Source organism: Amycolatopsis sp. NPDC089917, assembly GCF_040684635.1.
In the GTDB taxonomy this organism is placed as follows: Bacteria; Actinomycetota; Actinomycetes; order Mycobacteriales; family Pseudonocardiaceae; genus Amycolatopsis.
On record NZ_JBFBGL010000014.1, the window covers coordinates 75,516 to 100,406 of the forward strand.

Genomic DNA, 24,891 nt, shown 5'->3' on the forward strand with positions numbered 1-24,891 from the left:
GTGCGAGGGGTGAACGATGACCAGGTTGACGTCGTGCTCCCCTGTCTCGACGAGGCCGGCGCCCTCCCCGGGGTGCTGGCGGCCCTGCCCGCACGCTATCGGGCGATCGTGGTCGACAACGGATCGAGCGACGGTTCCGCCGGGATCGCGGCCGGGCTCGGGGCGAAGGTCGTCCACGAACCCCGGCGCGGTTACGGCGCCGCCGTGCACACCGGGCTGGAGGCGGCCACGGCGGACGTCGTGTGTTTCGCCGACGCCGACGGTTCCCTCGACCTCGCCGAACTGCCGGCGCTGGTGCGGGGGCTGGCCGTCGCCGAGATGACGGTCGGACGCCGGGTGCCTACCGGGCCGGGTGTCTGGCCGTGGCACGCGAGAGCGGGCAACGCGGTGATCTCGTCTCTCCTGCGGTACAAGGGATTGCCGGTCCGCGACATCGCCCCGCTGCGGGCCGTCCGGCGGCGGGCGCTGCTGGATCTCGACGTCACCGATCGCGCCTTCGGGTATCCGCTCGAACTGCTGATCAAGGCGCGCCGCGCGGGCTGGCGCGTCGTCGAGTTCGACGTCTCGTACGGCGAACGCGCCAAGGGCACGAAGTCGAAGGTCTCCGGCTCGCTGCGTGGCACCCTCCGTGCCGCGAGGGATTTCGGGCGGGTGCTGAGCCGATGACGTTCTGCCTGCTGATCGTCGCCAAGGCACCCGTACCCGGTTTCGCGAAGACGCGGCTCTGCCCGCCCGCGACGCCGGAGCAGGCCGCCGGGATCGCGGCCGCTTCGCTGCTCGACACCCTCGACACCGCCCTGCTGACCCCGGACGCCCGCGTGGTCGTCGCGCTGACCGGCGATCTCGACGAAGCGACACATGGCCAGGAAATCGCCGCGGTGCTGCGAAAGACGGAGGTGATCCCCCAGCGCGGCGACGGTTTCGACGTCCGGCTCGCCAACGCCCACGCCGACGCCGTCCGTCCCGGGGAACCCGTGCTCCAGATCGGGATGGACACCCCGCAGGTCACTCCGGCCTTGCTGACCGAGGCCGCGAACCGGCTCGGGGAGGCCGTCCTCGGACCGGCCGAGGACGGCGGCTGGTGGGCGCTGGGACTCAAGGATCCCCTGCACGCCAAGGCTCTCGCCGGTGTCCCGATGTCCCGCGACGACACCGGCCGTCAAACCCTCCGCGCGCTCACCGATGTCGGACTGAACCCCGGCATCCTGCCCACACTGTCCGATGTGGACACGATCGTGGACGCGCGCCGGGTCGCGGCTCTCCGGCCGGCGAGCCGGTTCGCCCGAGCGGTCGCCGAAGTCCGGTGACCGCCTTCGACCGTGGCCTGCTCGGCCACCGCTGCTGGCTGGAACTGGCGACCGGCGAACGCGTCGACCTGCCGGTGGACCGCTGGACGGCCATCCCCTGCGACGGCGACGACGTCCTCCTCGACGCCTGTGACGGCCCGACCCTCGACGTCGGCTGCGGCCCCGGCAGGCTCACCGCCGCGCTGACCGAACGCGGTGTCGCCTCGCTCGGCGTCGACATCTCCGCCACCGCCGTCCGGCTCACCCACGCCCGGGGCGCCGCCGCGCTCCACCGCGACGTCTTCGACCGGCTGCCCGGCGAAGGACGCTGGCGGCACATCCTGCTCGCCGACGGGAACATCGGCATCGGCGGCGACCCGCTCCGGCTGCTCACGCGGATGGCGGAACTGGTCGGCGACGGCGGCACGCTGATCGTCGAGCTCGACCCGCCCGGCCGCGGCATCCGGCAGGACCGGGTCCGGCTGCGCCCGGACGACGGAGGCGCCTGGTTCACCTGGGCGTGGGTCGGCGTCGAGGCGATCGCGGAACTCGCCGCCCGCACCGCGTTCCGGGTCGCCTGGGCCACCCGCCGCGACCACCGCTGGTTCGCCTGCCTGGAGAAAGCATGAACGCGACCTCCGAGCGGGTGACGTCCCGGATCGGGCTCGCCCTCGCCGTCACCTTCACCCTGTGCTTCGTCACCGGCCTGCTCAGCCATCTCGTCCAGCATCCGCCGTCGTGGTTCGGCTGGCCGAGCCGCCCGGTCTGGCTGTACCGGGTCACGCAGGGCACGCACGTGCTCTCCGGGATCGCGTCGATTCCCTTGCTGCTGGCCAAACTCTGGAGCGTCTACCCGAAACTGTTCGAACGACCGGTGATCCGGTCCCTGCCGCACGCGCTCGAACGCCTGTCGATCCTGGTGCTGTCCGCGGCCGCCTTCTTCGAACTCGCCACCGGCCTCTTCAACGTCGCGCAGAACTATCCGTGGACGTTCTACTTCCCGCAGCTGCACTACGCGGTCGCGTGGGTGGCGATCGGCTCGATCCTGGTGCATGTCGCCGTGAAACTCCCGATCGTCCGCCGCTCGCTCACGAAAGCACCCGAGCCCTCACGACGTGCCTTCCTCCGCACGACCTGGCTGGCCGCGGGCGTCGCCGTCGTGGCGACGGCCGGAGCGACGGTTCCGTTACTGCGCACCGTTTCCGGCCTGTCCTGGCGGAGCGACAAGGGATCACAGGGCCTGCCGGTGAACAGGACCGCCGAGGCGGCCGGTGTCCTGGACACGGCGAAAGATCCGGGCTGGCGGCTGTCCGTGGTGACGCCGAAAGGCACGAAGACCTACTCGCTGGACGAACTCCGCGCGCTCCCGAGGACGTCGGCCGACCTGCCGATCGCGTGCGTCGAGGGCTGGAGCCAGTCCGCGCAGTGGAGCGGCGTCTCGCTGCCGGAGTTGTTGCGGCACGCGGGAAGCACGCCGGGTACGCCGGTCCGCGTGTTCTCGCTGGAGAAGGCCGGGCCGTACGGGATCAGCGACCTCCCCGGCGAGCACACCGCGGACGACCTCACCCTGCTGGCCCTGGAGCTCAACGGCGAGGTGCTCGACGCCGACCACGGCTTCCCGTGCCGGATCATCGCCCCGAACCGGCCCGGCGTCCTGCAGACGAAATGGGTCACCCGGCTGGAGACGCTGTGAAGACGATGCGGCTGCTGTTGTTCCTGCCCGGCCTCGGCGCGCTCGTCTGGGGCGCGACGCTGTTCGCCGAGTACGCCTTCCCGCTGCGCCCGGACGTCTTCGGGACGCTCGGCTGGCTCGCCGGCGGTCCGCTGGCGCACGACCTGCTGATCGCACCGATCGTCGGCGCGGCGGGATTCGCGCTGAGCCGGTTCCTCCCGGAACGCTGGAAGACCCCGGTCAAGACGGGCGCCGTCCTCACCGGTGTCCTGACCTTGATCGCGTTCCCGTTGCTGTGGCGGCCTTTCGGCGGCGCACGGAACCCCGGACTGCACGACGCCGACACCGTCACGGGCCTGCTCGTCACGCTCGCTGTCGTCTGGCTCGGCGTCCTCGTGGCCGGGCTCGTCCCGCGAAAAGCGCGTCATTGAGGGACATGTCGGTCAGGGTGGTCGTGGGTGGCGATTCAAGTTAGGGCCAACCGTGTCTTGAGTACCTACGGTCCGGCGTTTTCGCGTGACCGCACGGACGACACGCTGCGACAGCCAAGTCCCCGTCGCGTGTCGTCCGTCCGGTCACAGGTGCCGTCCATCCGGTCACGCGAGTGAGGCAATGGTGTCGTGCTCGACCGCTCGCGTGCCTGCCGGGGCACCCGGCCGAGCGCGGCGGCCTTCACGGGCCCGGGCGCCGGTGAAAGAGGTCGTGAGTGGCGATTCGGGTTAGAACACGAATCGCCACTCACGACCACCCCGACCCGACGCGTTCTCGTGGGCGATGGCGTTGCGAAAGCCACTTTCACAACATCCGAAGCCGGGACGCCGGTCGGCGAACAGACACCTTTGCCTTACCGCTCGATAAAAAGGACCACGCACGACCGGGATTGGCAGCCGGTCGCGCGTGGCCTCTGGGGTCCGGCCCGCTGGGGGTTCGAGCCGGAGCTGGTCTCGGCCGCGCACTGCGGCCGAGCGTCTCGGTAAGGGACTAGTTCGGGGTGACGGGCTGACCGCCGAGGGTCACCTCGATCACCTTGCCACCGTTGAGGGTGAACTTCACCTTGTCGTTCGGCGCGCGGGTGCGGATCTCCGCGACGAGCGCGTCCGCGTTGGGGATCGCCCGGTCGTCCAGCTTCGTTACGACGTCACCGGATTTGAGTCCCGCCTTCTCCGCGGGGCTGCCCGGGGAGATCTCGCCGAGCTGCGCGCCACCCGTCGGCGCGGTCTGCACCCGTGCGCCGATGAAGGTCTGCGTCGCCTGGCCGGTGTTGATGATGTCGTCGGCCGTGCGGCGCGCCTGGTCGATCGGGATCGCGAAGCCGATGCCGACGTTGCCGCCGCTCTCGCCGCCCTGGCCCTGCGCGGACTTCGGGCTGTAGATCGCCGAGTTGATGCCGATGACCTGGCCCGCCATGTTCGCGAGCGGTCCGCCGGAGTTGCCCGGGTTGATCGCCGCGTCGGTCTGCACCGCCGACATCACCGTGGTCTGGTCGCCGCCGCCACCGGCGCTCACCGGCCGGTTCAGCGCGCTGACGATGCCCGAGGTGACCGTGCCCGCCAGCTCGAACGGCGAACCGATGGCGACCACCGGCTGCCCGACGCGCAGGTCGTCGGAGCGGCCGAGCTCGACCGGGGTCAGGCCGCTGACGCCGCTGACCTTCACCACGGCGATGTCCGTCGTGGGGTCACGCCCGACGACGGTCGCCGTGCCCTTCTTGCCGTCCTGGAACACCGCCTGGATCTGCCCGCCGCCACCGGCGGCGACCTCGACGACGTGGTTGTTGGTCAGCACGTAGCCGTCGGTGCTGAGCACGAAACCGGAACCCTCGCCCGCACCCGACCGGCCGGACACCTGCAGCTCGACCACGCTCGGCGACAGCTTCTGCGCCACGGATTCGACCGAACCGGCGGGCAGGTTGCCCGTCTGCTGGGCGGGCTTCGGCGCGTCGAGCGCGTTCACGGAAGCGCCACCGGACGCGTCACCGGTCAGGTAGCCGACCGTGCCGCCCGCGACCCCGCCGACCACCAGGGCGATCGCCGCGACACCGGCGAGCAGTTTGCCCGAGGTGGACTTCCGCGCCTGGCGCTGCTGCGGGACCGCGTAGACCGAAGGACCCGGTTGGGTGAACGGCTGCTGGCCGGGGATCTGGTGTCCCTGGGTGTACGGGTGCTGCTGGGCCTGGGTCTGCTGCTCCGGAGCCGGCGCCTGCTGGGTCTGGGCCTGGGGCGACCACGGGTTGTACTGCTGTTCCGGGGTGTAGGCCTGCTGCGCTCCGGTCTGGGGAGCGGCATGGCCGCCGAGGCCGGTCGCGTCAGGCTGCTGCGGCGCAGGCTGTGCGGCCCAGCTCGCGCTCTGCTCCGCGTCCGGCTGGGTGCCGGCGGGCCGCGCCTTCTCGGCGTCCTGGCCGCTGGGGTCGTTCTCGGTCATGTCTTCACCTTGCGGGATGGTCCTGAGAAGTTCCTGAGCCAAAGCTGTGCATCGCACATGAGTATGGCCTCCTCAGCGGGTGGCGCGCAGCCTGTCCGCGATCTGCTCGGGGGTCGCGTCGTTGATCCACACGGCCATTCCGGACTCCGACCCCGCCAGGTACTTCAGCTTGTCCTTGGACCGCAGGACCGAGAACACCTCCAGGTACAGCCACCCGAGTTCGCGATCGCGTTTGGCGGGCGCCTGGTTCCAGGCCGCGATGTAGGGCAGCGGCCGGTCGTAGAGCCCGTCGCAGCGGCGAAGGACTTCGAGGTAGACGTCGGAGAAGTCGTCGCGCTCGGCGTCCGACAGCGCGGGGATGTCGGGCACCTGGCGATGCGGCACGATCTGGACCTGCACCGGCCAGCGCGCGGCCGGCGGCACGAACGCCGTCCAGTGCTCGCCCGAGACCACGACCCGCGCCCCGGATTCCCGCTCGGCGGCCAGGACGTCGCCCATCACCGGACGTCCGTGCTCGGCCTCGTAGGCGCGGGCGACCTCCAGCATCCGTTCGGTCTTCGGCGTCACGAACGGGTACCCGTAGATCTGCCCGTGCGGGTGATGCAGCGTCACGCCGATCTCTTCACCGCGGTTCTCGAACGGGAAGACCTGCTCGACACCGTCCATCGCGGACAGTTCGGCGGTGCGGTCGGCCCAGGCGTCGACGACCGCGCGGACCTGCTTCGAGGTCAGCCCGGCGAAGGAACCGTCGTGGTCGCTGGTGAAGCAGACGACCTCGCAGCGGCCGGCGCCCGGCGCGATCGGCACCAGGCCCGCGCCATCCACTGTGGACGATTCGCCGATGACGGTGCGGGAGAAGGAAGGGAAGCGGTTCTCGAACACCGCGACGTCGTAGTCGGGCTCCGGGATCTCGCTGGGCTTCCCGGGTTTGGTGGGACACAGCGGGCACAGGTCGGCGGGCGGTTTGTAGGTCCGCGTCTGCCGGTGCGCGGCCATCGCCACCCATTCGCCGGTCAGCGGGTCGCGCCGGATCTCCGACGCCGCCGCGACCTGAGGCAGGTCTCGCGTGTCCTCGGCGGTGCGCTCGGGCGCGCCGGGCGAGTCGAAATAGATGATCTCCCGGCCGTCGGCCAGGTGCCTAACCGTGCGCTTCACGCTTCTTCAGCCTCAGCCGTCTCCGCCGTTTCGGCGATCATCAGCTCACCCGCCTGCTCGGTGAGCTTTTCCCTTGCGTTGTCGGACAAACCGTCGTCCGAGACGACGACGTCGGCCTCTTCGAGCCCGGCGATCGTGGAGATGCCGACGATGCCCCATTTGGTGTGGTCGGCCAGCACGACCAGCTTGCGGCCCGCTTCGACGAGCGCGCGGTCGGTCTCGGATTCGGTGAGGTTCGGCGTGGTGAACCCTGGGCCGTCGGCCATCCCGTGCACACCGAGGAAGACGACGTCCAGGTGCAGCGAGCGCAGGCTCTGCACGGCGACCGGCCCGACGAGCGCGTCCGACGGCGTGCGGACACCGCCGGTGAGGACCACCGTGCGATCCGGCTGGTTCGCGCCGCGCAGCACGTCGGCGACCTGGATGGAGTTCGTGACGATCGTCAGGCCGGGGACCTCGTCGAGCGCCCTGGCCAGCGTCCACGTGGTGGTGCCGGCGGAGATGCCGATCGCGGTGCCCGGCCGGACCAGCCCGGCCCCAAGAGCGGCGATGGCCTCCTTTTGAGCGCGCTGGCGCACGGATTTGGCCTCGAAACCCGGTTCGTCGGTGCTCTTGCCGACGATGGAGGTGGCGCCGCCGTAGACCTTCTCGACCAGTCCCCGGGCGGCCAGCACGTCGAGGTCGCGGCGCACCGTCATGTCGGAGACGCCGAGCCTCGTGACGAGATCGCTGACCCGGACCGCCCCGGTCCGGCGCGCCTCCTCGAGGATCACCGCCTGTCGTTGCCGCGCGAGCACGAAGCCTCCGATGACTGCACTGGATCAACCACACAAAATCCTACACGATCAAACAAGGACTTCGCGCAGTGAAAAGGCAGGCTATTCGGCGGAGGTCTCCTCTACCTGCTTGACGCCGTCGATCGGGACGCCGCGGAAACTCAACACGAACAGCGCCACGGCGCCGAAGAACAGCGCGATGTCGGCGACGTTCCCGACGAACCAGCCGTTGTAGTCGATGAAGTCGACGACGTGACCGCGCGCGAATCCGGGATCGCGGAACAGGCGGTCGCCGAGGTGCGTCGTCGCGCCGCCGAGCAGCAGACCGAGCGAGATCGCCCAGCCCGCCGAGCGGACCTTGCGCGAGATCCACAGCAACGCGACCACCGCGACCGCGGCCACGATCGCGAAGATCCAGGTGGAATCGGCGCCGAGCGAGAACGCCGCGCCCGGGTTGTACAGCAGCCGGAACCGGATGAAGTCGCCGATCACCGGGATCGGCGCGCGGTCGGTGAGGGCGTCGACGGCCCACCCTTTGGTCAGCTGGTCGACGGCCAGCAGCACCGCGGCCACCAGCAGAGTCCACAGCAGACGGCGGGGCGGCATCTCAGGCGCGTTCTCGGTGCTCATCACCCGTCAGAGTAATGGCGAGCGCGTTGAGCGCGGCGGGGAAGCCCACGTAGACGGCGAGATGCAGGATCGTCTCGACGGCCTGCCCGAGCTCCCCCGCGGCCTTCGCTTGTTGGAGGACGTCGGCCAGCTCCGGCGCGACGCCGCCCTTCGCCGTGTACACCGCGATCCGCTTGAGCCGCCGGGTCGTTTCGTCGTCCTGCCCCAGGTCACCGCCGACGTTCGCCACGGCGGCACGGTGGAACGCGAGCTGGGCCTCCGCGTAGCCCAAGGCCTCCAGCGCCGCGACCGTCACCAGCTGCCGCTGCGCCAGCGAAAGCCCCGGCCGCTGGTAGACACCGCCGTAGACGAAAGCGACGGCTTCTCTGCCGTAGTCCGTGGCCTGAACGGCCTCGAACAGCTCCAGCACGGCGGGGTTCCCGACGCCGCCGAGAAGCCGGAGCAGTTCGAGGCCCTTGTCATAGTCGCCCATCAGGCGGGGGCTCCCGGGAGTCGCAAGGTCATCAGCGCGCCGCCGGTGGCGGCACGCCCCGCGTAGACGTCGCCGCCGTGCCGCTGCGCCGCGTGCTGGACGATGGCCAGGCCGAGCCCGGAACCGGGCAGCGTCCGCGCCTCGGACGAGCGGTAGAAGCGGTCGAACACCTTCGGCAGATCCTCGTCGGCGATGCCCGGCCCGGAGTCCTCGACTTCGAGCACCGCGGTGCCGTCGCCGACCGGGTACAGCCGGACCCCGACCGTCGTCCCTTCCGGCGAGAACTTCACCGCGTTGTCCAGCAGGTTCAGCACCGCGCGTTCCAGTGCGCTGGTGTCGCCGGTCAGCACCCACGGCTGGAGCGAGACGTCGAACTCGATCTCGCCCGCGCGGCGGCGTGCCCTGTCCAGCGCGCGCTCGACGACGTCGACCATCTCGACCCGCTCGTGCTCGATCCGAGGCTCGTCCTGGCGCGCGAGCTCGACGAGGTCGCCGATCAGCTGGGTCAGCTCGTCGAGCTGGCCGCGGATGTCGGCCTCGATGTCGCTGCGGTCTTCGTCGGACAGCGTCCGCGCGCCCGGCCTGCTCGCGGACAGGAGCAGCTCCAGGTTAGTGCGCAGCGACGTCAGCGGCGTCCGGAGTTCGTGCCCGGCGTCGGCGACGAGCTGCCGTTGCCGTTCCTGCGATTCGGCGACCGTGCCCAGCATCGTGTTGAAACTCTGGGTGAGGCGGGCGAGTTCGTCGTCGCCGCTGACCGGGATCGGCCGCAGGTCGCCGGTGGTGGCGACGCGTTCCGCCGCCGACGTCAGCCTGTCGACCGGCCTGAGGCCCGCTCTCGCGACCGCCGTTCCCGCGGCCGCGGCGACCAGGATCCCGGCGCCGCCGATCAGGAACAGGACCACCGAAAGCTCGTTCAGGGTGCGTTTGGTCGGGCCGAGCGACTGGGCGAGCACCATCGCCTGCCCCGCGCCCTGCGGGAGGGCGACGACGCGGCTGTCGGTCTTCGGATCGGTGCGCAGGGAGAACGCCTTGTCCCCGGAGGCGACCGCGATCTCGTCGTCGCCGTACGGCGGCCGGCTGCCGGACTGCGGGTAGGTCAGCCGGACCTTCTCCCCGACCGTCAGCTGGCCGATCTGCAGGTCCGCGCTGGCGAGGAAGGCGCCGGGCACCTGCTGCAGCTCGGTCTGCACCTGCGGCGACGCGACCGCGGCGTGCGCGCGGGCGACGAGGTTGTCGTCGACCTGCTGGTAGAGGTTGTCGCGCACGACGAGGTACGCGCCGAGGGACACCAGCGCCACCGCGCCCGCGACCGAAGCGGCCGCGAGCAGCGTCACCCGGCCGCGGAGCGAGAAGCGCCGGGTGCCCCAGCGGTCGCCGCGCGGATCCTTTTCGGAGACGTCGAGGCCGTGGACCGGATCGGTCACGGCGGGGTTTCCCGGAGGACGTAGCCCACTCCCCGAACCGTGTGGATCAGCCTCGGTTCGTTCCCAGCCTCGGTCTTTCGGCGCAAGTAGCCGACGTAGACCTCCAGCGCGTTGCCCGACGTCGGGAAGTCGTATCCCCATACTTCCTCCAGGATCCGGCTGCGGGTCAAGACGTGCTTCGGGTAGGAGAGGAACAGTTCCAGGAGGGCGAACTCCGTCCTGGTGAGACTGATCTCCCGTCCTGCCCGGCGCACTTCGCGCGTCCCCGGGTCCAAGGTGAGATCCGCGAACGACAGGATCTCGGCGTTCTGTCCCGCCTGCGGGTCCGGGATCGCGCGACGCAGAAGCGCGCGAAGGCGCGCGAGAAGCTCTTCGAGCGCGAAGGGTTTCGGCAGGTAGTCGTCGGCACCGGCGTCGAGGCCGGACACCCGGTCGGACACGGTGTCCCGCGCGGTGAGGACGAGAATCGGCAGGTCGTCACCGGTGCTTCGCAGGCGTCGGGCCACTTCGAGGCCGTCGAGCCGCGGCATCATCACGTCGAGGACCATCGCGTCGGGTCTGTTGGCGATGATCGCTTCCAGGGCCTGCGCGCCGTCCCCGGCCAGTTCCACCTGGTACCCGTTGAACTCAAGGGATCGCCTGAGTGATTCACGGACGGCCCTGTCGTCGTCCACTACGAGGATGCGCATGGCGACAGTCTTACGCAGAGTGCTGAGACTCGCCTAAGAACACACACAGAACCAACAAAGGAAATCCGGCGGTCCAGAAGACGTTTCAGCCGGTCTCGGGCCCTTTTGCAACAGGTGCGTTCCATCTGCGCCACAAAGCGAGCATTCGGACCCCCACCACGACGGCAGCTGCTACCACCGTCACCGGCCCCGGCGGCAGTCGCAGAGCGTGACCGATCACGACGAGCACCGCGCCCGCGAGAGCCGCGACCGCGTAGATCTCCTTCCGCAGCACGAGCGGGATTTCCCGCAGGAGTAGATCACGCACAGCGCCGCCGCCGATACCCGTCGTCATCCCGATCAGGCACGCCGCGTAGGGGGTGGCGCCCGCGTTCAACGCGATGGTGGTCCCCGCCGTCGCGAACACCCCGAGCCCGAGCGCGTCGGCGAGCAGCACGGCGCGCCGCAGCTTCGCGATCTGCGGGTGGAAGACGAACACGACCAGCGCCGTCCCGCCGCAGACCGCGAGATACGGCCAGGTCCGCAGGGTCGTGGGCGGCGTGATCCCGAGCAGGACGTCACGGATGACCCCGCCGCCGAGCGCGGTGGTCAGCCCGACGACGACCACCCCGAAGACGTCCAACCTGGACCGCACCGCCGCGAGCGCCCCCGAAGCGGCGAACGCGATCAAGCCGAGGAACTCGAGCGCGGTGAGGATCATTACTGGTCGAGCAGGCCACCGCGGTAGGCCAGCAGCGCGGCCTGCACCCGGTTCGCCGCGCCGATCTTGGACAGGACGGCCGAGACGTAGCCCTTGACCGTGGCCTCGGACAGGTGGAGGCGCCCGCCGATCTCCGCGTTGGACAGTCCCTGGCCGATCAGCCCGACGACCTCACGCTCCCGTTCGGACAGCGACGCGAGCAGCTTGCGCGCCGGCTGCGCGGCCCGCTGCTCGTCCCGATGCGACTGGACCATGCGCGCCGCGACCCCGGGATCGAGCACCGCGCCGCCGCGCGCGAGGTCCCGGACGGCCCTGAGCAGCGCCGCCGGGTCGATGTCTTTGAGCAGGAAGCCGTTGGCCCCGAGCCTGAGCGCGAGACTGACGTAGTCGTCGATGTCGAACGTGGTCAACATGGCCACGGTCGGCGGATCCGGCAAGGCGAGGATGGCCCTGAGCGCGCGGATGCCGTCGTCAGGCGCGCGCATCTTGATGTCGAGCAACGCGACGTCGGGGTGGTACCGCCGGGCGACCTCGACCGCTGATCTCCCGTCGCTCGCCTCGCCCACGATCTCGATGTCGGCAGCGCCGGACATCATGGCACGCAGGCCCGAGCGGACCAGTTCCTCGTCGTCGGCGAACATGAGCTTGATCAACGAAGCCCTCCGGCAGCCGGGGGAGCGGCGTCTCGCGTCCCGTTAACGAAGATTACCTACTGTTGTTCAGGGTTTCGAAACCAGACACGTACGAGTGACCCCTGCGGGTCATCTGTGTCGATCTAGCTCTCGATTCAGACCCTGTTTGCCTGGGTGTGAGTGTGCGTGCTCAGGGACGGATCCGCAGGTCGAGTGTCACTGGGCGGCCAGTGTCCGGTTCTCGCCTTGGGATCTTCGGGGGTCGGGTGCGCAACCGCCGTTCGGGTCATTCCGGGCTTTCACCGGGCTGGCCGCTTGCTCCGCCCGGGTGCGACTTGCGCCCTCACGCTCGGGCCGCTCCGGTCACCCGGTAAGCTGCGCCTGGCAGTACATGCCCTCGTAGCTCAGGGGATAGAGCACCGCTCTCCTAAAGCGGGTGTCGCAGGTTCGAATCCTGCCGGGGGCACTCTCCAGCGACCACATGTTCGGTTGCCTCGCAAGCTCACTGGGTCACTCGTCGTAACTTCTGGGGAGACGACGGCTACCCGAACCTCCGCAAGGTCACAGCGGGCCAGCAAAGCCGCGTTGATTTCGATGCGCTCGCATCAGATGACAACCCGGTACCGGCCGCCCCTCCAGTTGGAGGACAGAGTCACCATTCCCGGGACGCGAGCCTTACGCACTGGGGCGGGATCGGTGCTGCTTAGAGATGTTGAAGCGGTAACACGTCTGGCTACCGGGCTACTCAGACAAAGCCTGACGACCAGCCAAAGCAGGCGAGCCGCCTCGGGCGTCCGAGTAAATCTCCCGGCCTATGAGGTCGCGGTCGCGTGGAAGTGTCGCACAACGTCGACTTCAACCGTTTAGATTGAAGGGATGGGGTATCTGATCCATCTAGAGGCGTTACCCGATTTCCTCCGGGGCGAGCGCCGAGAACGGGACCACTTCACCAGCAACTTTCCGTTGGGACTGGGTCGGCCCGAGCACGGCTTTCCGCACCTGTGCTTCGTGTTCGGACCATCGAAGTCTCTGACGCACGTCGGCGTCGTCCTGCGCAAAGGAGACACGAACAGCACCTTCACGTACAAGCTGAACGTCATTCACGCCAGCTCGGTCGGCGATCCAATTGGTCGCGAGGACCTTGAACGAAAGCTTCACGGAACCCATCGAGCCTCCATCGTCAAGGCATTGACGCAGGGCAACGGCACGTTGACAGAAGCTGCGGACGACAATATGGTTCGCGCGCTGCAAGCGCTACGGCCCCCGTTCGCCGAGCGGCTGCAGTGGCTGATGAACGTCAGGGTGCATCGAGTTGCCTCCCCCTCTGCTGACCGCTGGGCTCTCGCCAAGGACGCGGTCAGGGCAGGGCTTCGCATCGGCGGCTACTCGGTCGAGCGCCTTGACGAGTGGGAGCTACCGCTCGACGTCGAGGACACGGTTCTGGCTGGCATCAAGCCGAGTGACTACGAATCGGATTTGATCGACCACGACTCAAGGGCATTCCCAGGCTGGGTTCCACAACGAACCAATCGGGTCGGCGTGCGAGTGTTCGCCGACGGACCGCGTCGAATGGAAATTACTAGCATCAATGCGGCACCACAGGAAGGGAAGATTGGTGTCGACCTAGTTTACTACCACCGGAATTCGCGGAGCCTAATTCTTGTTCAGTACAAACGACTCGAAGGCAACAAGGAAGTGCTAGTCGACAAGCGCCTGCGGCGTCAGATCGAACGCATGGAGCCGCTGCAAGGCCTGCAGCGCGAGCCGGCCCATCACACGGATTGGCGACTCGGCCCAGATTACTGTTTTCTCAAGCTGTGCCGCACGAACACTCCCTCAGGGGAGATTGACCCGGCGAATCTAGAACTCCTTCCCGGCCTATATTTGCCACTATCCTTCCTGCACTTGGTCCTCAAAGATCCTCGCGTACTCGGGCCACGAGGAGGAGCGTACCTAGGATACGACCGAGTCGAACGACACATCGACAACACCACCTTTTTCCATCTTGCTAAAGAAGGCTGGATCGGCAGCTCCGGTATCGACATAAAAGTGATCGCTGACGTCGCCAACGGCTCAATTGATGACGGCAGCGACTTCATCCTTGCCGAGGACATCAGCGAGGAGACAGCAAAGGAACGTCAACAACGCAGCCGGTACAAAGGGCCGCGCCATCGAGTTCCGAAGCCCACGCAGGAGCAGATGGACCTCTTCGGCGGCGCCTACGGATCATGAAAGGTTGGAACTCAGCAGTTCCGGGGCCGGCGTGCACATCCACACAGCCATGGCAGTCTTGGTGCCGTCGCCATGTCGGGTGACCGTGGATTGCAGCTGAACCTTGATCACACTGGTGAGTGAAATCCGGATTGCCAGCCTTGCTGGAGCAGATATATGCCTCACCCGGACGCAGGGCAGTCATCCTCGCCAGCGAGTGCGGGCATTCACACTCTATCGGCACTTCAGCCAGGCAGGTGAGTTGAAGTTGTGCAGGATGACCTGGCTGGACGGTCGCTCAGCGAGATTGGCACTGACGGGGGGATCCTGGCTCGCCATCAGGATACTTATCCAAGCCGTTCCCCGGAAATCCACCGAACGCCTCCTCTAACTGACCCCAGTACTCGATGAGCCCAGAGCTAGTCTCGCTCGCTGGACCGCACGCTCGGCAACACAGCATCCTATTGTCTGCGTTTAAACCCTGTGTTCACTCAACGTCGCCCAGACTCATAGCGTGTGACTCTAGGCATGACCAACCTTCACGAGGCACTATTCTGACGGCTGTGAACGATATTGCGAAGTAATAACGGCCCCCATCCATGACTCTTCGGTGTCGAGGAACCGGTCAAACAGCGGCTTACACACCATCGTCAGACGCTTCGAGTTCGTCGAGAATTCGCCACGCAAGGTCGGCAAGCGTCTCGCCGGAACTGGTCACCCAACGGGCAGTGCCTTGGTTCGCAACGGGCCGCTGCTCCCATCGGGCCAGCTCCCACATATGGGAGATCAGCCCCGAGGGCGAGTACTGCTTTCCGTCAGCCGCCCAGAGAATCGGTTTGGCACGGTGTGGAACCCACGTCGCCCGGGAACGTTTCTCGTCCTCGGCGAGCCAGTCCCGCAACGCCTCGGTCTCAAGCGGGAAGGCCGCAGAGAGCGCGAGCGCGTCCCCCTCCGTCAGGGCAGCCTTGTCGACGAGAACGGAGACCGCATTGGGCCGGCGGCGTTTGCGCTGCGCCGGAGCGCGCCGATACTTATCTGGACTAGAAACATCACGACCCACAAGATCGTTTCCAAGGGCGCGGTCGACAACCTGGCGACACTTGAAGACATCCGAGCACACGGCACGAATTTGCGAGCGTTCAGTGAACAAGTTGTCAATTGCGACCGCCACCGCGGGCAAAAGCTCCGAGATCAGCTGCGGCGTCTTTTCAACAGCCTGAGCTGCCCATTCCAGTTTTGCATCCGGTTCGTCGATGGCCTCAGTGTCCAGACGACGGAAGACGAGATGAGTGAGCAGGTAGACACCATGCTCGGTCAGGGCGACGCCCCTTCCCTCATAGCGCGCACGCAGCCGGTGCAGACTGCGCCGCACCTCCCTGAGGACCTGCACCGCGTTCCACAGGAGATAAGCGCTGGGCTGGGGACGGAACAACACATCGTAGATGCCCTGCGACCCACGTTCCCACAGCACGTCGAGGGTAGTTGCGATCCGAGCTGCGTACTGGCTGTCTGGATGAGCACATGCCAGTGCACAAGCGGCCTCGACGACCGAGCAGCCCGTATCCGGGTGCGGTTCCAGCTCGCTGCGGCGGACGCTGTATTCGAGGCCCAGTTCGGCTCGCATCTCATCCAGAATAGCGGCCTGGCTCGAGTCAAGGGCGATGAAGTCACGTGCCTCAACACGATTCTGGCGGTTGGTGGCCTGGGTGGTCTGCTTGGCGAAGTTCTTGGCCTGGCCTGTCACAATGATGCGCACGCCGATTTGCGCCGAAGCGGCGACCTCGTCGACGACGACCGCCTCGGCCACGGAACGAACCGTTTGCGCGCCATTGACAACGCTGGCGCCGTGCAGGGTGAGACCGAGTGGATATGCATGCGGCGACCGCATGGACTGCTGGGTCTTCTCGACCGATTCGCAGAGAATCGTCACACCGTTGTTGAAGTACCAGAAATGCGCAGGTTCCTCCGTGAGGGTGTCAATCAGCTCGTTGTTGATCGCCGTCCTGCCGAGCGGGTTGCGGATATTCAGGTTGAACAGATCCGTGCCATGCCCCACCCATTCGGCGACTTGTTCGGCCTGGACCACACCTTGATATGACTCGTACGGAGAGCTGATCGAAAACCATGGGAACAGTTGAGCCGAAAGTTCGACGGGCCGCGGCGCGAGATCCTTGCGGACCGACTCCCACATCTCCGCCGCGAGGATGATTCGGTGACGCAGAACATCCCCGTGGCGATTGAATTCCTGCTCTCCATGAACGAGGGCCTGCCTGAAGCCTTCTGTCACGTCGTCGGCTCTCATCAGAGCAACCACCTGGGTGACCGGAACCGGCCCCTGGGACATGACCGTCTTTGCGAACTCGGCCAGCTGACGACCGCGCGGGTTGAACGGAGTGAAATCCTCGTCATCGATGAGCCGAAGCCCCGTGAGCAGTTCCATCACCGCCGAGCGCTCACTTTTCGCCTTGCCGTCCTTGCTCCATTTGGCCTGGACGAGGTAGACGTGCGGGTTCGGGCTGGTCACCACCGCGATCGCGTCGATCCCTTGATCAGCCACGCCATCGATGACCGTCAGCGCAGCCTCCGCCGGGCTGAAACCGGTGACAATCCTGACCGCTTGAGCGGTCAGTGCCCGAGACAGCAAGCGGGGGTTGCGCTCTTCGAACAGCTTCCCCTCAAGATCATTGGCGTCCAGAAGACCTGCGTCAACATAGACGGTGCGCAGTGCATTCTCGACCTGACGGACCTGGAGGGCGACGTCATCGTGACCAATCCGGGTGCTGGACGTAGTCAAACTGTCATCCTTCCTGGCGGCCCAGACGGCCGATTTGCTTGTCGAGATTGCGGACGTGGGTCGAACCGGCGCCAAACGCGTCGACCAGACGGGGGCGGACAGCTTCCAGTTCGCTCAGAGCCTCGTCAGGATGACCGGCCACTGCGAGCATCTGGGCGATGATGAAACGGGACTCGAGAATTGCGTCCGCTTTGTCCACGTCCGCCGAAAAATCGGCGTTCTGTACGTAAAACCGCAGCTGACGCAAGGCCGCTTCCGACCTTCCGAGCTCGGCGTAGGCGTGCCCCGCATGGTAGGCGCAGTCTAGGACTACCGGGTCGTTCGGCTGCAGATATTCCCGGTATTCGCGTCCGACGACATCGAACAGATCTGCCGCGCGTGTGTACTCCCCGGCATAGAAGAACGCAGCAGCAAGATAGTGGCGGAGGCTGACTGCCAGAGCCCGGTCGTGCCACGCACGGTCGATCCCGTCCTCCAGTAAGCGGATCGCCTCGGACGGCCGTTCATGTTCCAGCAGCACCTCGACATTCCGCTGCAACGCCGAGAATTCCTCGTCAGTGAGCCTGCCGCGCTCGGGCGCCGGTTTGCGGCGCTGCGCCGGAGCCAGCAACGGCCGCCGGAACGGACGCGTCGGATCTCGGCTTTCGTTACTGCTCGAGGACTGGCCCGGAGTCTGCGCCGCCGTCAGGGGCACGAGTGCCTCGTAAACAGCCTCCGCCGAGGGGCGCGCCTGAGGATGCTTTGCCAACATAGATGCGACCAGCGTGTCAACGGTCACGGAGATACTGGCCCGCCGTTCCCGTACCGAGGGTACAGGCGACTGCAGGTGGTGCGCACGCAGTGGCACATCGGTCGTCGCCTGGAAAGGCACATCACCGGTGAGCAACTCGTACAGCAAGCAGCCCAGGGAATAGATGTCCGACGCCGACGTCACAGCTTGCCCGAGGCACTGTTCCGGCGACATGTACGCCGGCGTGCCGACCGTCCGATCGACCTGGGTCAACCTCGGCAACGCACCCGCCCCACGCAGGATCGCGATGCCGAAATCGAGCACCTTGACGAGGCCACCGTCGACAAGCATCACATTGCCGGGCTTGATGTCGCGATGGACGATGTCTACCCGGTGCACATCGGCCAGCACCGCCGCGATCTGCGCCGCGATCGCTGCCGCCCACGCGATGCTCGGCGCCGCGGCGACATAATCCGTATGATCGAGAGTTGCCTCCAGTGTCGAACCACGCAAGAGCTGCATGACGAGCCATAGCTGGATGCTGCCGTCAGGTCCTTTTTCGACGCCGGTGTCGTAGACGGCCGGAGTACCAGGATGCTCCAGCTGGGCGGTCGTGCGGATCTCGCGCAGAAACCGCTTGCGGTCGCGCTCCTGCGCGTCGAGGATCTCGGCGGCCTCCGGGCTGTCCGGTACTGCCGGGACCGCTGATGGCGGGCGCAGCACCTTGATCGCTACTCGCCGATCCAGGCGTTCGTCGTAACCATGGAAGACCTCGCTCATGCCCCCACGGCCCAGTAACCCATCCACCCGGTAACGCTCGGCGAACAGCCGCCTCCTGTCAGGTTCCTCCGCCTCGCCTGCCACGCTGCATCCCTCCCCTGAAGATCAAACGCTACGACGATGTACGCCGAAGGTCATCCCTCCATCGTGCGGCCACCGGTCTCGCGTTTCATCTCAGCACGCAACCGCGCCAGCGCTTCGTCCCGCGCCGGTTCGGTGATGATCCGATACGCACGCTTTCGTGCCGCTTCCTTGATCGCCTTCCGGAACTCGTTGTTGTCGAAATACAACTTCATGAAGTCGGTGTTACGTTCCGAGTTCTCGGCAACGATGTCGTCGAGCCTGTCATCGGCGACCTGTCCGAACCGGGCCTCGTCGTTCATGAGGGCGATCTGCTGCATGCCGGTGTCTTCAACCAGGCCGACAACCTGCTGGTAGACCAGAACCTGGTCGAAGGTACCCAGATCCAATCCGAACCGGTCATTGAGTTCCTCGATGACCTCGGACAACGGCTTCATCTCCGGCTCGCGGTAGCCGCCACCGTCAGCAGCGTGGCCACGCACATCGCGGTCCCCGACGGCCGAAAGCGACACGTTGTGGCGTCCGGTGAACTCCAGTCGGAAGTGACTCAAGTCGGCATCGCCTATGTCGACCGACGTCGACGGTCGCCCCGGGAGGCGGATCAACAACACTCGGCCGAACTGGTAAAGCCGCTCTAGGTCCCGATCTCCCCAGTCGACGATCTGTGCGATGAGGCTATAGGCGCGCACGTAGTCCTGAAGTGCACCCCGGAAGCCTTCACGTTCGTTTTCGGTCTCGAGTGCCTCGAAGCGGTCAAGAGTCGGCTTCAGGTATTCGTGCAGCTCAGCGTGCAACTTACGCTCCGCCGCGTCCGGCATCCGCCCCGGCCCGGCAGCGGCGAGTACGCGGATGAACGCCTCCATCTCCGAGGCCACCAGCAACGCGTAGTCCATAACATCACGCTGCATGGTGTAGAGCAGATTCGGATCGGTCGGTTCGGTGATCGTCGTCTCGAACCAACCCTCGAAGGCACTCTGAATGTCGTAGGCCTGGTTGACGAAGTCAAGGATGTGCACATCGTCCTGCGACTTCAGCGGATGGATCCGGTTGAGGCGCGAAAGAGTCTGAACGGCGGCGACGCCGGTCAGCGGCTTGTCGACGTACATCGCGCATAGCAGGGGCTGGTCGAACCCCGTCTGGTACTTCTCCGCCACAACCAGCAACCGGTACTCGTCCTGGTCACGCGCGGCCGCCTGCGGATCGTCTGCCTTTGTGTAACCGAAACGGTCCGGGAGTTGCCCCTCCGGGAAACCGTTAAGCTGTCCCTCGGTGAACTCCAGCTCAGTCTTCTCGTCTTTCAGCTGCCCGGAGAACGCAACGAGCGTACCGCAGTCGGTGAATCCGCGGAGCTCGACGTAGTTGCAAATCGCCTGGTACAGATCGTGCGCATGCTGACGGCCTGCGGTGACGACCATCGCCTTGGCCCGACCCCCCAGCCGTCCGGCGATGTTGTCACGGAAGTCGTCAACGATCAGCTTTGCCTTCTGCGCCAACGACGTTGGATGCCGCTCGGCGAGTCGGACCAGTTTCGCTCTCGCTTTGGTGGTGTCGACGTCCGGATTGGCGATCTGCGACTCGGCCTGCTCGACGGCGGCATTGCGCAACCGCCACTTGGTATCGTAGGTGATGTAGTTCGCCAGCACGTCAAGGATGTAGCCCTCCTCGATCGCCTGACGCATCGAATAGATATGGAACGGCACGTGCATGCCCTTCTCCCCGGTGCGCGGGTGCACGCGTTCCGAATCGAGGGTGCCGAATAGCTTCAGCGTCGGGGATTTCGGAGTGGCGGTGAACGCGAAGTACGAAAGGTTCGGTTGTTTGCCGCGCACCCGAGTCATGTACTCGGTATCGTCCTCATCCTCCTCGCGCGGCACCGCGTTCGCGCCGAGTGCCTGCTTGAGCCGAATCGCCGAGTCGCCACTCTGGGAAGAATGCGCCTCGTCGATGATGACCGCGTAGCGCTTCCCGGCCAACCCCAAATCGGCAATCTTGTTCAACACGAACGGATACATCTGCAGGGTACTGATGATGATCTTCGATGTCGCGTCGTCGAGCGCCGCGGCCAGCTGCGTCGAATCCACGTCGATCTTCTTCACGACCCCGGGTGTATGGTCGAACTGAAAGATGGTCTTCTGCAGCTGCCGGTCAAGCACGACCCGGTCGGTGATCACGATGGTCTTGTGGAAGACGGGCCGGTTGTCTGCGTTGAACAGGTTCGACAGGCGGTGCGACAGCCACGAGATCGTGTTCGACTTGCCGGAGCCGGCCGAGTGCTGGACCAGGTAGTTGTGCCCCGCGCCATAGGTCCGGGCGTGCGCGACCATCTTCTGCACGGCATCCCACTGGTGATAGCGCGGAAAGATACGCGGCGCGGTGTGCGGGCCGACCTTCACAGCCTTCTTGTCCGGTGCCGTAATGTGGATGAACCGGTGCAGGATCTCCAGCCAGTTGTCCCACTGCCAAATCTGTTCCCACAGGTAAGCGACGCTGTAAGAGCCGGGCGCCGCAGGCGGGTTACCGGCACCTCCGGACGCCCCCGGACCGTCGGTTCCGGTGTTGAAAGGCAAGAACTGCGTGTCATGTCCACGCAATCGCGTAGCCACGAAAGCGCGATCGGGATCGACAGCGAAATGGACCAGAGCCCGCTTGGCGAAAAATAGCTCGTTCGGCTCACGGCGCCGGTACTGCTCGATAGCGTGGTCGGCATTCTGCCCGGTGTTCGGGTTCTTCAACTCGACCGTCGCCACGGGCAGTCCGTTGACGAAGAACGCCATGTCAACCGACTGTTGCCGATCACGGCCGCTGTAGTGCAGTTGCCGAGCGACCGTTAGAAGGTTCGATTCGTACTCCATGAGCGCATCGGCGGCCAGCGTGTGACCTGGCCGAAAGTAGGCCAGCTGGATCCGCACCCCCCGGTCACGAACCCCCTGGCGAAGAACGTCTAGTACACCTCGCGCATCGACCTCGGCAGCCACGCGCTGCGCGAACTGGCGCTGCGCGGTCGACTGGTCGCCGCCGTAGAGGTCGACGAGCCGTTCCCAGGCCAGCTGTTGCGTCGCGCCGATGAATCGGTACATCTCACCGGTGTCGATCCCCAACTCGACGTCGAACGTGTCTTGCCCACGGTCCCAGCCACGCGCGAAAAGCTCAGCCTCGACGCGGGCTTCAAACGCGGCCTCGGTGTGCGCCCGCAGATTCATACGACAACACCACCGGAGAGTTCCGCACCACGTGTGGTCCAAACATCGATCTGACCAGTCACTGCGGCCACAATCAGTGCTTGCCGACGCTCTGCAAGAAGTGCAAGCTGACGGTTGAGGACAGCTGTCAACTCAGCGGCATCTAGCTGACGCTCGCTGGCAGCTTCAGCCATGTACTTTTGTTCGGTTTCGTCCTCGGGCCACCTGACCGAGAAGTTGGAAAGGTCTTCCATACCGAGAGTTGGCTGAGCACTGTCCGCACCGGTTGCAAGCAACGCCTGCCTTTCAAATTCCGCAGTACCTACCCACGCGGCGAATAGCGCCGATGCATATCGTGGATACAGCCGCAATACGGCGACCGCACGCGCCGTATTCGCTCCGACTAGTTCCTCGGACACAACCGCAGCCCTCCCCAGCGTTCCAACGACGCTCAAGAGGACGTCATCGAGCATGGTCACGGTGCGCGAGTACTGCCGTGAAAGTTCCTTTGGAATCACAGCCAGGCCATCCCTACTTGAGAGGCCAATAAGATTACTTACTCGAATAAACGGGACGCCCTCATCAACAAATTCAGGCACAAGTACGCCATAGCGAGCCTTAGTGCGCAGGAGATATTTAACGCGAGTCCAGATTCCAGACCTACTTCCTCGAAAAAGTTCCGTTCGCCACGCTTTTTCGCGTTCGTCAACCTGGGCCAATTGAAGCAACCTAAGGGAAGTAAGCCTGTCAATCTGAGCAGTCTCGCCGTCGAGGAAATCGGCGATGCGACGCTGCTCGTCAAGAGGCGGAATGGCTACAGGAGCTCCCGCCAGACGCTCTCTGTTCAACTCAATTTGATTAGTGGCACCAACCGTAAGCGCCGAGTGGATAAAGTCGTAGAATAGCCGGGAACTCAGCCAGTAGTAAATAAACTTTGAATCCGCGACACGCCGGTCCGCACGAACAACAGTTATATGCCCATCGGCGACACACGGGAGGTTGTCTGGCCCGGCCGTAAAGTATCCAACGCGGCCGAGCGTCCCAGTTCCCGTTGAGTTGACTAGCACATCACCAGGAATCAGGTAGCCTTTGAGCCGCCTAGGATTTCCCTGATAGTCATGGAATCGCGTACGATCCCAGTCGAGGCCAAGCGCTTGGTTAGCGGCCTGACTAATCACCCGGACTGGCCCATCTTCTACGTAGTCGGGTGCGGCACCTCGATTAAGGAAGCTGGTCGAGAACTTCAGAGACGACCAGACCCAAGTCTTAGGTAGCGTGATATCGAGCCTCGCACTCATCCGGTCACCTCGCCCAGGAGCTTCTGGATCTGCGCCTCCAGCTCACGCAACTCCGCGTCGATCTCTGCCAGTGGGCGCGGCGGGGCATAGGTGTAGAAATGGCGAGTGAAGGGGATTTCGTAACCGACCTTTGTCTTACTATAGTCGATCCAGGCATCCGGAACATGCGATGTGACTTCGCGAGCGAAGTAGGCGTCGATGTCCTCATCCAGGGGAATGTTCTCGTAGTCACGAAGGTCGGGGTCGGGCAGCACGTTCCCATCATTGTCCTTCTGTACCTCACCTCCGGGGTCAGACACCGAGATCGCACCCCAGAACGCCTTGAGCAGCGCGGCCCTATTCGGCCAGGGCGCGCCAGCTGCAGCGACAGAGGCATGCAGGGCGTCGGCTGCCTCCTTCTTCGTCCACCACTGTGAGCCGAGAGAATCCCGCAGAGCCTCGACCAGAGCCTCACGACCTCCCCACCTGGCCAGCCCTTTCGCATTGTCCAGCAAATCAAGAGTGTCCTCGGTAATCTCGAAGCGTAGCTTGAGCGGACGGTCGACAGTAATGCGATGGTAACCGAACTCGCGGGTACCGAAGATCTTCACCTTTCCGTGGTCTGAGTGCTCAGCGTCGGCCGCGACCGCGACCGCATTAACGTACAGCTTGGTGATATGGGCAATCTGCGAGTCGTTGATCTCCTTGCGTTTGTCACCGAAAGATTTCCGCATCTTCTGCCACTGGTCGCGGGCGTCGAGCAGAACGACCCTATCGCGGAGCTGCTCGGCCTTACGGTTCGAAAGCACCCAGAAGTAAGTGGAAATGCCCGTGTTGTAGAAAATTTGATCCGGCAGAGCGACGATTCCCTCCAGAAGGTCGTTTTCCAGGATCCATTGACGAATTCGCGACTCGCCAGATTCAGCCGCCCCCGTGAACAACGGAGAACCATTAAAAACGATCGCGAGACGGGCGCCCTTACCCTCAACCGGCTCCATCTTGTCGAGCATGTTCAGCAGAAATAGAAACGAACCATCATTGATCCGGGGAAGTCCAGGACCGAATCGACCGGCATGGCCGAGCTCTGCCTCGTCTTCAATAAATTCCTTGACCTTCTTCCACTCCACGCCGAACGGCGGGTTGGAAATCATATAGTCGAATTTTCGATCGCCGTACCCGTCGGCACTAAACGAATTTCCGTACTCAATGTGGCCAGGCTGGCCACGCATGAGCATGTCAGCTTGACAGGTTGCCCAGGCTTCTCCGTTGACTTCCTGTCCGAATAGGTAAACCTCAGCTCCAGGATTGATCGACTTGATGTGATCTTCAGCCGCAGTAAGCATTCCACCGGTACCACACGCAGGGTCGAGAATGTTGATTACCTGGCCTTCGCCAGCGACAGTATCGACATCGGGAGCAATCACCAGGTTGACCATCAGCTTGATGACCTCGCGCGGGGTAAAGTGTTCCCCCGCGGTCTCGTTGGAATCTTCAGCGAACTTGCGAATCAGGTGCTCGTAGACGTAGCCCATGTCGTGGTTGGTGAGCTTGTCCAGGTTGCGCATGCCCGCAAATCTTCCGACTACTTGATAGAGAATCTTTGCGGTCGCAAGGCGGGTCACCTGGTTGTCCAGCTCGAAGCGCGCCAAGATCTCTCGAACATTCGGCGAGAATCCATTAATGTAGTCGCGCAGGTTCTTTGCCACACCCGTCGGATCAGCAGCTATAGTATCAAAGTTCTGCTCGGAAGTATTATAGAACAACAATTTGGCCGCGACCTGCAATGGGCGCTGCTTGTTCTGGATATTCTGGCTGTCGAGTTTGGCGTTCCGCGCGCGAACGGCAGCGCGAGTCGGCTCCATCACTGCATCAAGACGTCGCATCAGCGTGAACGGCAGGATCACCTGTCCATATTCGTGCCGCTTGTAGTCACCGCGCAGCAGATCGGCGACCGACCAGATGTCGTTCGCCATCTTGGAATG

Annotated in this window: 20 protein-coding genes and 1 tRNA gene; 7 read left to right on the forward strand and 14 right to left on the reverse strand. The window is 65.2% G+C overall.

The features are described from left to right. Positions 1-9: 9 nt before the first annotated feature. The 5 genes from AB0N89_RS13110 to AB0N89_RS13130 are packed head-to-tail and all read left to right on the forward strand — an operon-like array spanning position 10 to position 3,389. Positions 10-666 (forward strand): glycosyltransferase family 2 protein, encoded by a 657-nt coding sequence (locus tag AB0N89_RS13110; RefSeq protein WP_364204036.1) that lies wholly within the window; start codon positions 10-12, stop codon positions 664-666. After that, positions 663-1,307 (forward strand): DUF2064 domain-containing protein, encoded by a 645-nt coding sequence (locus tag AB0N89_RS13115; RefSeq protein WP_364204038.1) that lies wholly within the window; start codon positions 663-665, stop codon positions 1,305-1,307. Before AB0N89_RS13110 ends, AB0N89_RS13115 begins: the two co-directional genes overlap by 4 nt. Then, positions 1,304-1,915: a class I SAM-dependent methyltransferase gene (locus AB0N89_RS13120; protein ID WP_364204040.1), complete on the forward strand. Its 612-nt coding sequence runs from the start codon at positions 1,304-1,306 to the stop codon at positions 1,913-1,915. The genes AB0N89_RS13115 and AB0N89_RS13120 overlap by 4 nt, the downstream gene beginning before the upstream one ends. Continuing rightward, positions 1,912-2,979, forward strand: a complete 1,068-nt coding sequence (locus AB0N89_RS13125) for a molybdopterin-dependent oxidoreductase (RefSeq protein WP_364204041.1) — start codon at positions 1,912-1,914, stop codon at positions 2,977-2,979. The genes AB0N89_RS13120 and AB0N89_RS13125 overlap by 4 nt, the downstream gene beginning before the upstream one ends. Positions 2,980-2,984: 5 nt before the next feature. Beyond that, positions 2,985-3,389, forward strand: coding sequence for a hypothetical protein (locus AB0N89_RS13130; protein WP_364204139.1), 405 nt, complete (start codon positions 2,985-2,987; stop codon positions 3,387-3,389). 550 nt (positions 3,390-3,939) lie between these two features. Here the strand turns inward: AB0N89_RS13130 and AB0N89_RS13135 are convergent. The 9 genes from AB0N89_RS13135 to AB0N89_RS13175 all read right to left on the reverse strand — a co-directional run bounded on the left by AB0N89_RS13135 (position 3,940) and on the right by AB0N89_RS13175 (position 11,878). Further along, positions 3,940-5,379 carry a trypsin-like peptidase domain-containing protein gene (locus AB0N89_RS13135; protein ID WP_364204042.1) on the reverse strand — a complete coding sequence of 480 codons (1,440 nt, stop codon included), beginning with the start codon at positions 5,377-5,379 and terminating at the stop codon, positions 3,940-3,942. A 72-nt stretch (positions 5,380-5,451) separates the two neighbouring features. After that, on the reverse strand, positions 5,452-6,534 hold the full coding sequence (gene galT, locus AB0N89_RS13140) for a galactose-1-phosphate uridylyltransferase (RefSeq protein ID WP_364204043.1): 1,083 nt from the start codon (positions 6,532-6,534) through the stop codon (positions 5,452-5,454). Continuing rightward, complete coding sequence (locus AB0N89_RS13145; protein WP_364204045.1) at positions 6,531-7,331, reverse strand: DeoR/GlpR family DNA-binding transcription regulator; 801 nt, start codon at positions 7,329-7,331, stop codon at positions 6,531-6,533. The genes galT and AB0N89_RS13145 overlap by 4 nt, the downstream gene beginning before the upstream one ends. Before the next feature lie 81 nt (positions 7,332-7,412). Beyond that, positions 7,413-7,940: a signal peptidase II gene (locus AB0N89_RS13150; protein ID WP_364204047.1), complete on the reverse strand. Its 528-nt coding sequence runs from the start codon at positions 7,938-7,940 to the stop codon at positions 7,413-7,415. Continuing rightward, a complete protein-coding gene (locus AB0N89_RS13155; protein ID WP_364204049.1) occupies positions 7,918-8,412 on the reverse strand; it encodes a carboxymuconolactone decarboxylase in 495 nt (164 codons plus the stop codon). Before AB0N89_RS13155 ends, AB0N89_RS13150 begins: the two co-directional genes overlap by 23 nt. Beyond that, positions 8,412-9,836, reverse strand: coding sequence for a HAMP domain-containing sensor histidine kinase (locus AB0N89_RS13160; RefSeq protein WP_364204050.1), 1,425 nt, complete (start codon positions 9,834-9,836; stop codon positions 8,412-8,414). Before AB0N89_RS13160 ends, AB0N89_RS13155 begins: the two co-directional genes overlap by 1 nt. After that, entirely contained in the window at positions 9,833-10,525 is a 693-nt protein-coding gene (locus tag AB0N89_RS13165) for a response regulator transcription factor (protein WP_020631674.1), read from the reverse strand. The genes AB0N89_RS13160 and AB0N89_RS13165 overlap by 4 nt, the downstream gene beginning before the upstream one ends. An 85-nt stretch (positions 10,526-10,610) precedes the next feature. Next, the gene (locus AB0N89_RS13170) at positions 10,611-11,225 is read right to left on the reverse strand and encodes a TRIC cation channel family protein (RefSeq protein ID WP_005155567.1); all 615 of its coding nucleotides are present in this window, start codon (positions 11,223-11,225) and stop codon (positions 10,611-10,613) included. Beyond that, positions 11,225-11,878, reverse strand: coding sequence for a response regulator transcription factor (locus AB0N89_RS13175; protein ID WP_005155565.1), 654 nt, complete (start codon positions 11,876-11,878; stop codon positions 11,225-11,227). Before AB0N89_RS13175 ends, AB0N89_RS13170 begins: the two co-directional genes overlap by 1 nt. Before the next feature lie 372 nt (positions 11,879-12,250). On the opposite strand from AB0N89_RS13175, the gene AB0N89_RS13180 reads away from it, so the two are divergent. Both AB0N89_RS13180 and AB0N89_RS13185 read left to right on the forward strand, forming a co-directional pair. After that, positions 12,251-12,323: transfer RNA gene (locus AB0N89_RS13180), tRNA-Arg, on the forward strand. Positions 12,324-12,733: 410 nt separating this feature from the next. Further along, entirely contained in the window at positions 12,734-14,089 is a 1,356-nt protein-coding gene (locus tag AB0N89_RS13185; RefSeq protein WP_364204053.1) for a hypothetical protein, read from the forward strand. Between the two features lie 616 nt (positions 14,090-14,705). Here the strand turns inward: AB0N89_RS13185 and AB0N89_RS13190 are convergent. From AB0N89_RS13190 to AB0N89_RS13210, 5 genes are read right to left on the reverse strand one after another with little or no spacing between them, the layout of a single operon-like run. Next, a complete protein-coding gene (locus AB0N89_RS13190) occupies positions 14,706-16,862 on the reverse strand; it encodes an AIPR family protein (RefSeq protein WP_364204055.1) in 2,157 nt (718 codons plus the stop codon). Between the two features lie 4 nt (positions 16,863-16,866). Then, complete coding sequence (locus AB0N89_RS13195) at positions 16,867-18,456, reverse strand: protein kinase (RefSeq protein ID WP_364204057.1); 1,590 nt, start codon at positions 18,454-18,456, stop codon at positions 16,867-16,869. 50 nt (positions 18,457-18,506) lie between these two features. Then, positions 18,507-21,653: a type I restriction endonuclease gene (locus tag AB0N89_RS13200; protein ID WP_364204058.1), complete on the reverse strand. Its 3,147-nt coding sequence runs from the start codon at positions 21,651-21,653 to the stop codon at positions 18,507-18,509. Beyond that, complete coding sequence (locus AB0N89_RS13205; protein WP_364204060.1) at positions 21,650-22,930, reverse strand: restriction endonuclease subunit S; 1,281 nt, start codon at positions 22,928-22,930, stop codon at positions 21,650-21,652. The genes AB0N89_RS13200 and AB0N89_RS13205 overlap by 4 nt, the downstream gene beginning before the upstream one ends. Next, a complete protein-coding gene (locus tag AB0N89_RS13210) occupies positions 22,927-24,882 on the reverse strand; it encodes a class I SAM-dependent DNA methyltransferase (RefSeq protein ID WP_364204062.1) in 1,956 nt (651 codons plus the stop codon). Before AB0N89_RS13210 ends, AB0N89_RS13205 begins: the two co-directional genes overlap by 4 nt. Positions 24,883-24,891: the final 9 nt, after the last annotated feature.

Bases quoted from the DNA above. Each gene is read 5' to 3' on its own strand.
- AB0N89_RS13130 (WP_364204139.1), top strand. From the start codon at position 2,985: ATGCGGCTGCTGTTGTTCCTGCCCGGCCTCGGCGCGCTCGTCTGGGGC.
- AB0N89_RS13200 (WP_364204058.1), bottom strand. From the start codon at position 21,653: ATGAATCTGCGGGCGCACACCGAGGCCGCGTTTGAAGCCCGCGTCGAG.
- AB0N89_RS13185 (WP_364204053.1), top strand. From the start codon at position 12,734: ATGGGGTATCTGATCCATCTAGAGGCGTTACCCGATTTCCTCCGGGGC.
- AB0N89_RS13210 (WP_364204062.1), bottom strand. From the start codon at position 24,882: ATGGCGAACGACATCTGGTCGGTCGCCGATCTGCTGCGCGGTGACTAC.
- AB0N89_RS13125 (WP_364204041.1), top strand. From the start codon at position 1,912: ATGAACGCGACCTCCGAGCGGGTGACGTCCCGGATCGGGCTCGCCCTC.
- AB0N89_RS13170 (WP_005155567.1), bottom strand. From the start codon at position 11,225: ATGATCCTCACCGCGCTCGAGTTCCTCGGCTTGATCGCGTTCGCCGCT.
- AB0N89_RS13135 (WP_364204042.1), bottom strand. From the start codon at position 5,379: ATGACCGAGAACGACCCCAGCGGCCAGGACGCCGAGAAGGCGCGGCCC.
- AB0N89_RS13155 (WP_364204049.1), bottom strand. From the start codon at position 8,412: ATGGGCGACTATGACAAGGGCCTCGAACTGCTCCGGCTTCTCGGCGGC.
- AB0N89_RS13115 (WP_364204038.1), top strand. From the start codon at position 663: ATGACGTTCTGCCTGCTGATCGTCGCCAAGGCACCCGTACCCGGTTTC.
- AB0N89_RS13165 (WP_020631674.1), bottom strand. From the start codon at position 10,525: ATGCGCATCCTCGTAGTGGACGACGACAGGGCCGTCCGTGAATCACTC.
- AB0N89_RS13150 (WP_364204047.1), bottom strand. From the start codon at position 7,940: ATGAGCACCGAGAACGCGCCTGAGATGCCGCCCCGCCGTCTGCTGTGG.
- AB0N89_RS13205 (WP_364204060.1), bottom strand. From the start codon at position 22,930: ATGAGTGCGAGGCTCGATATCACGCTACCTAAGACTTGGGTCTGGTCG.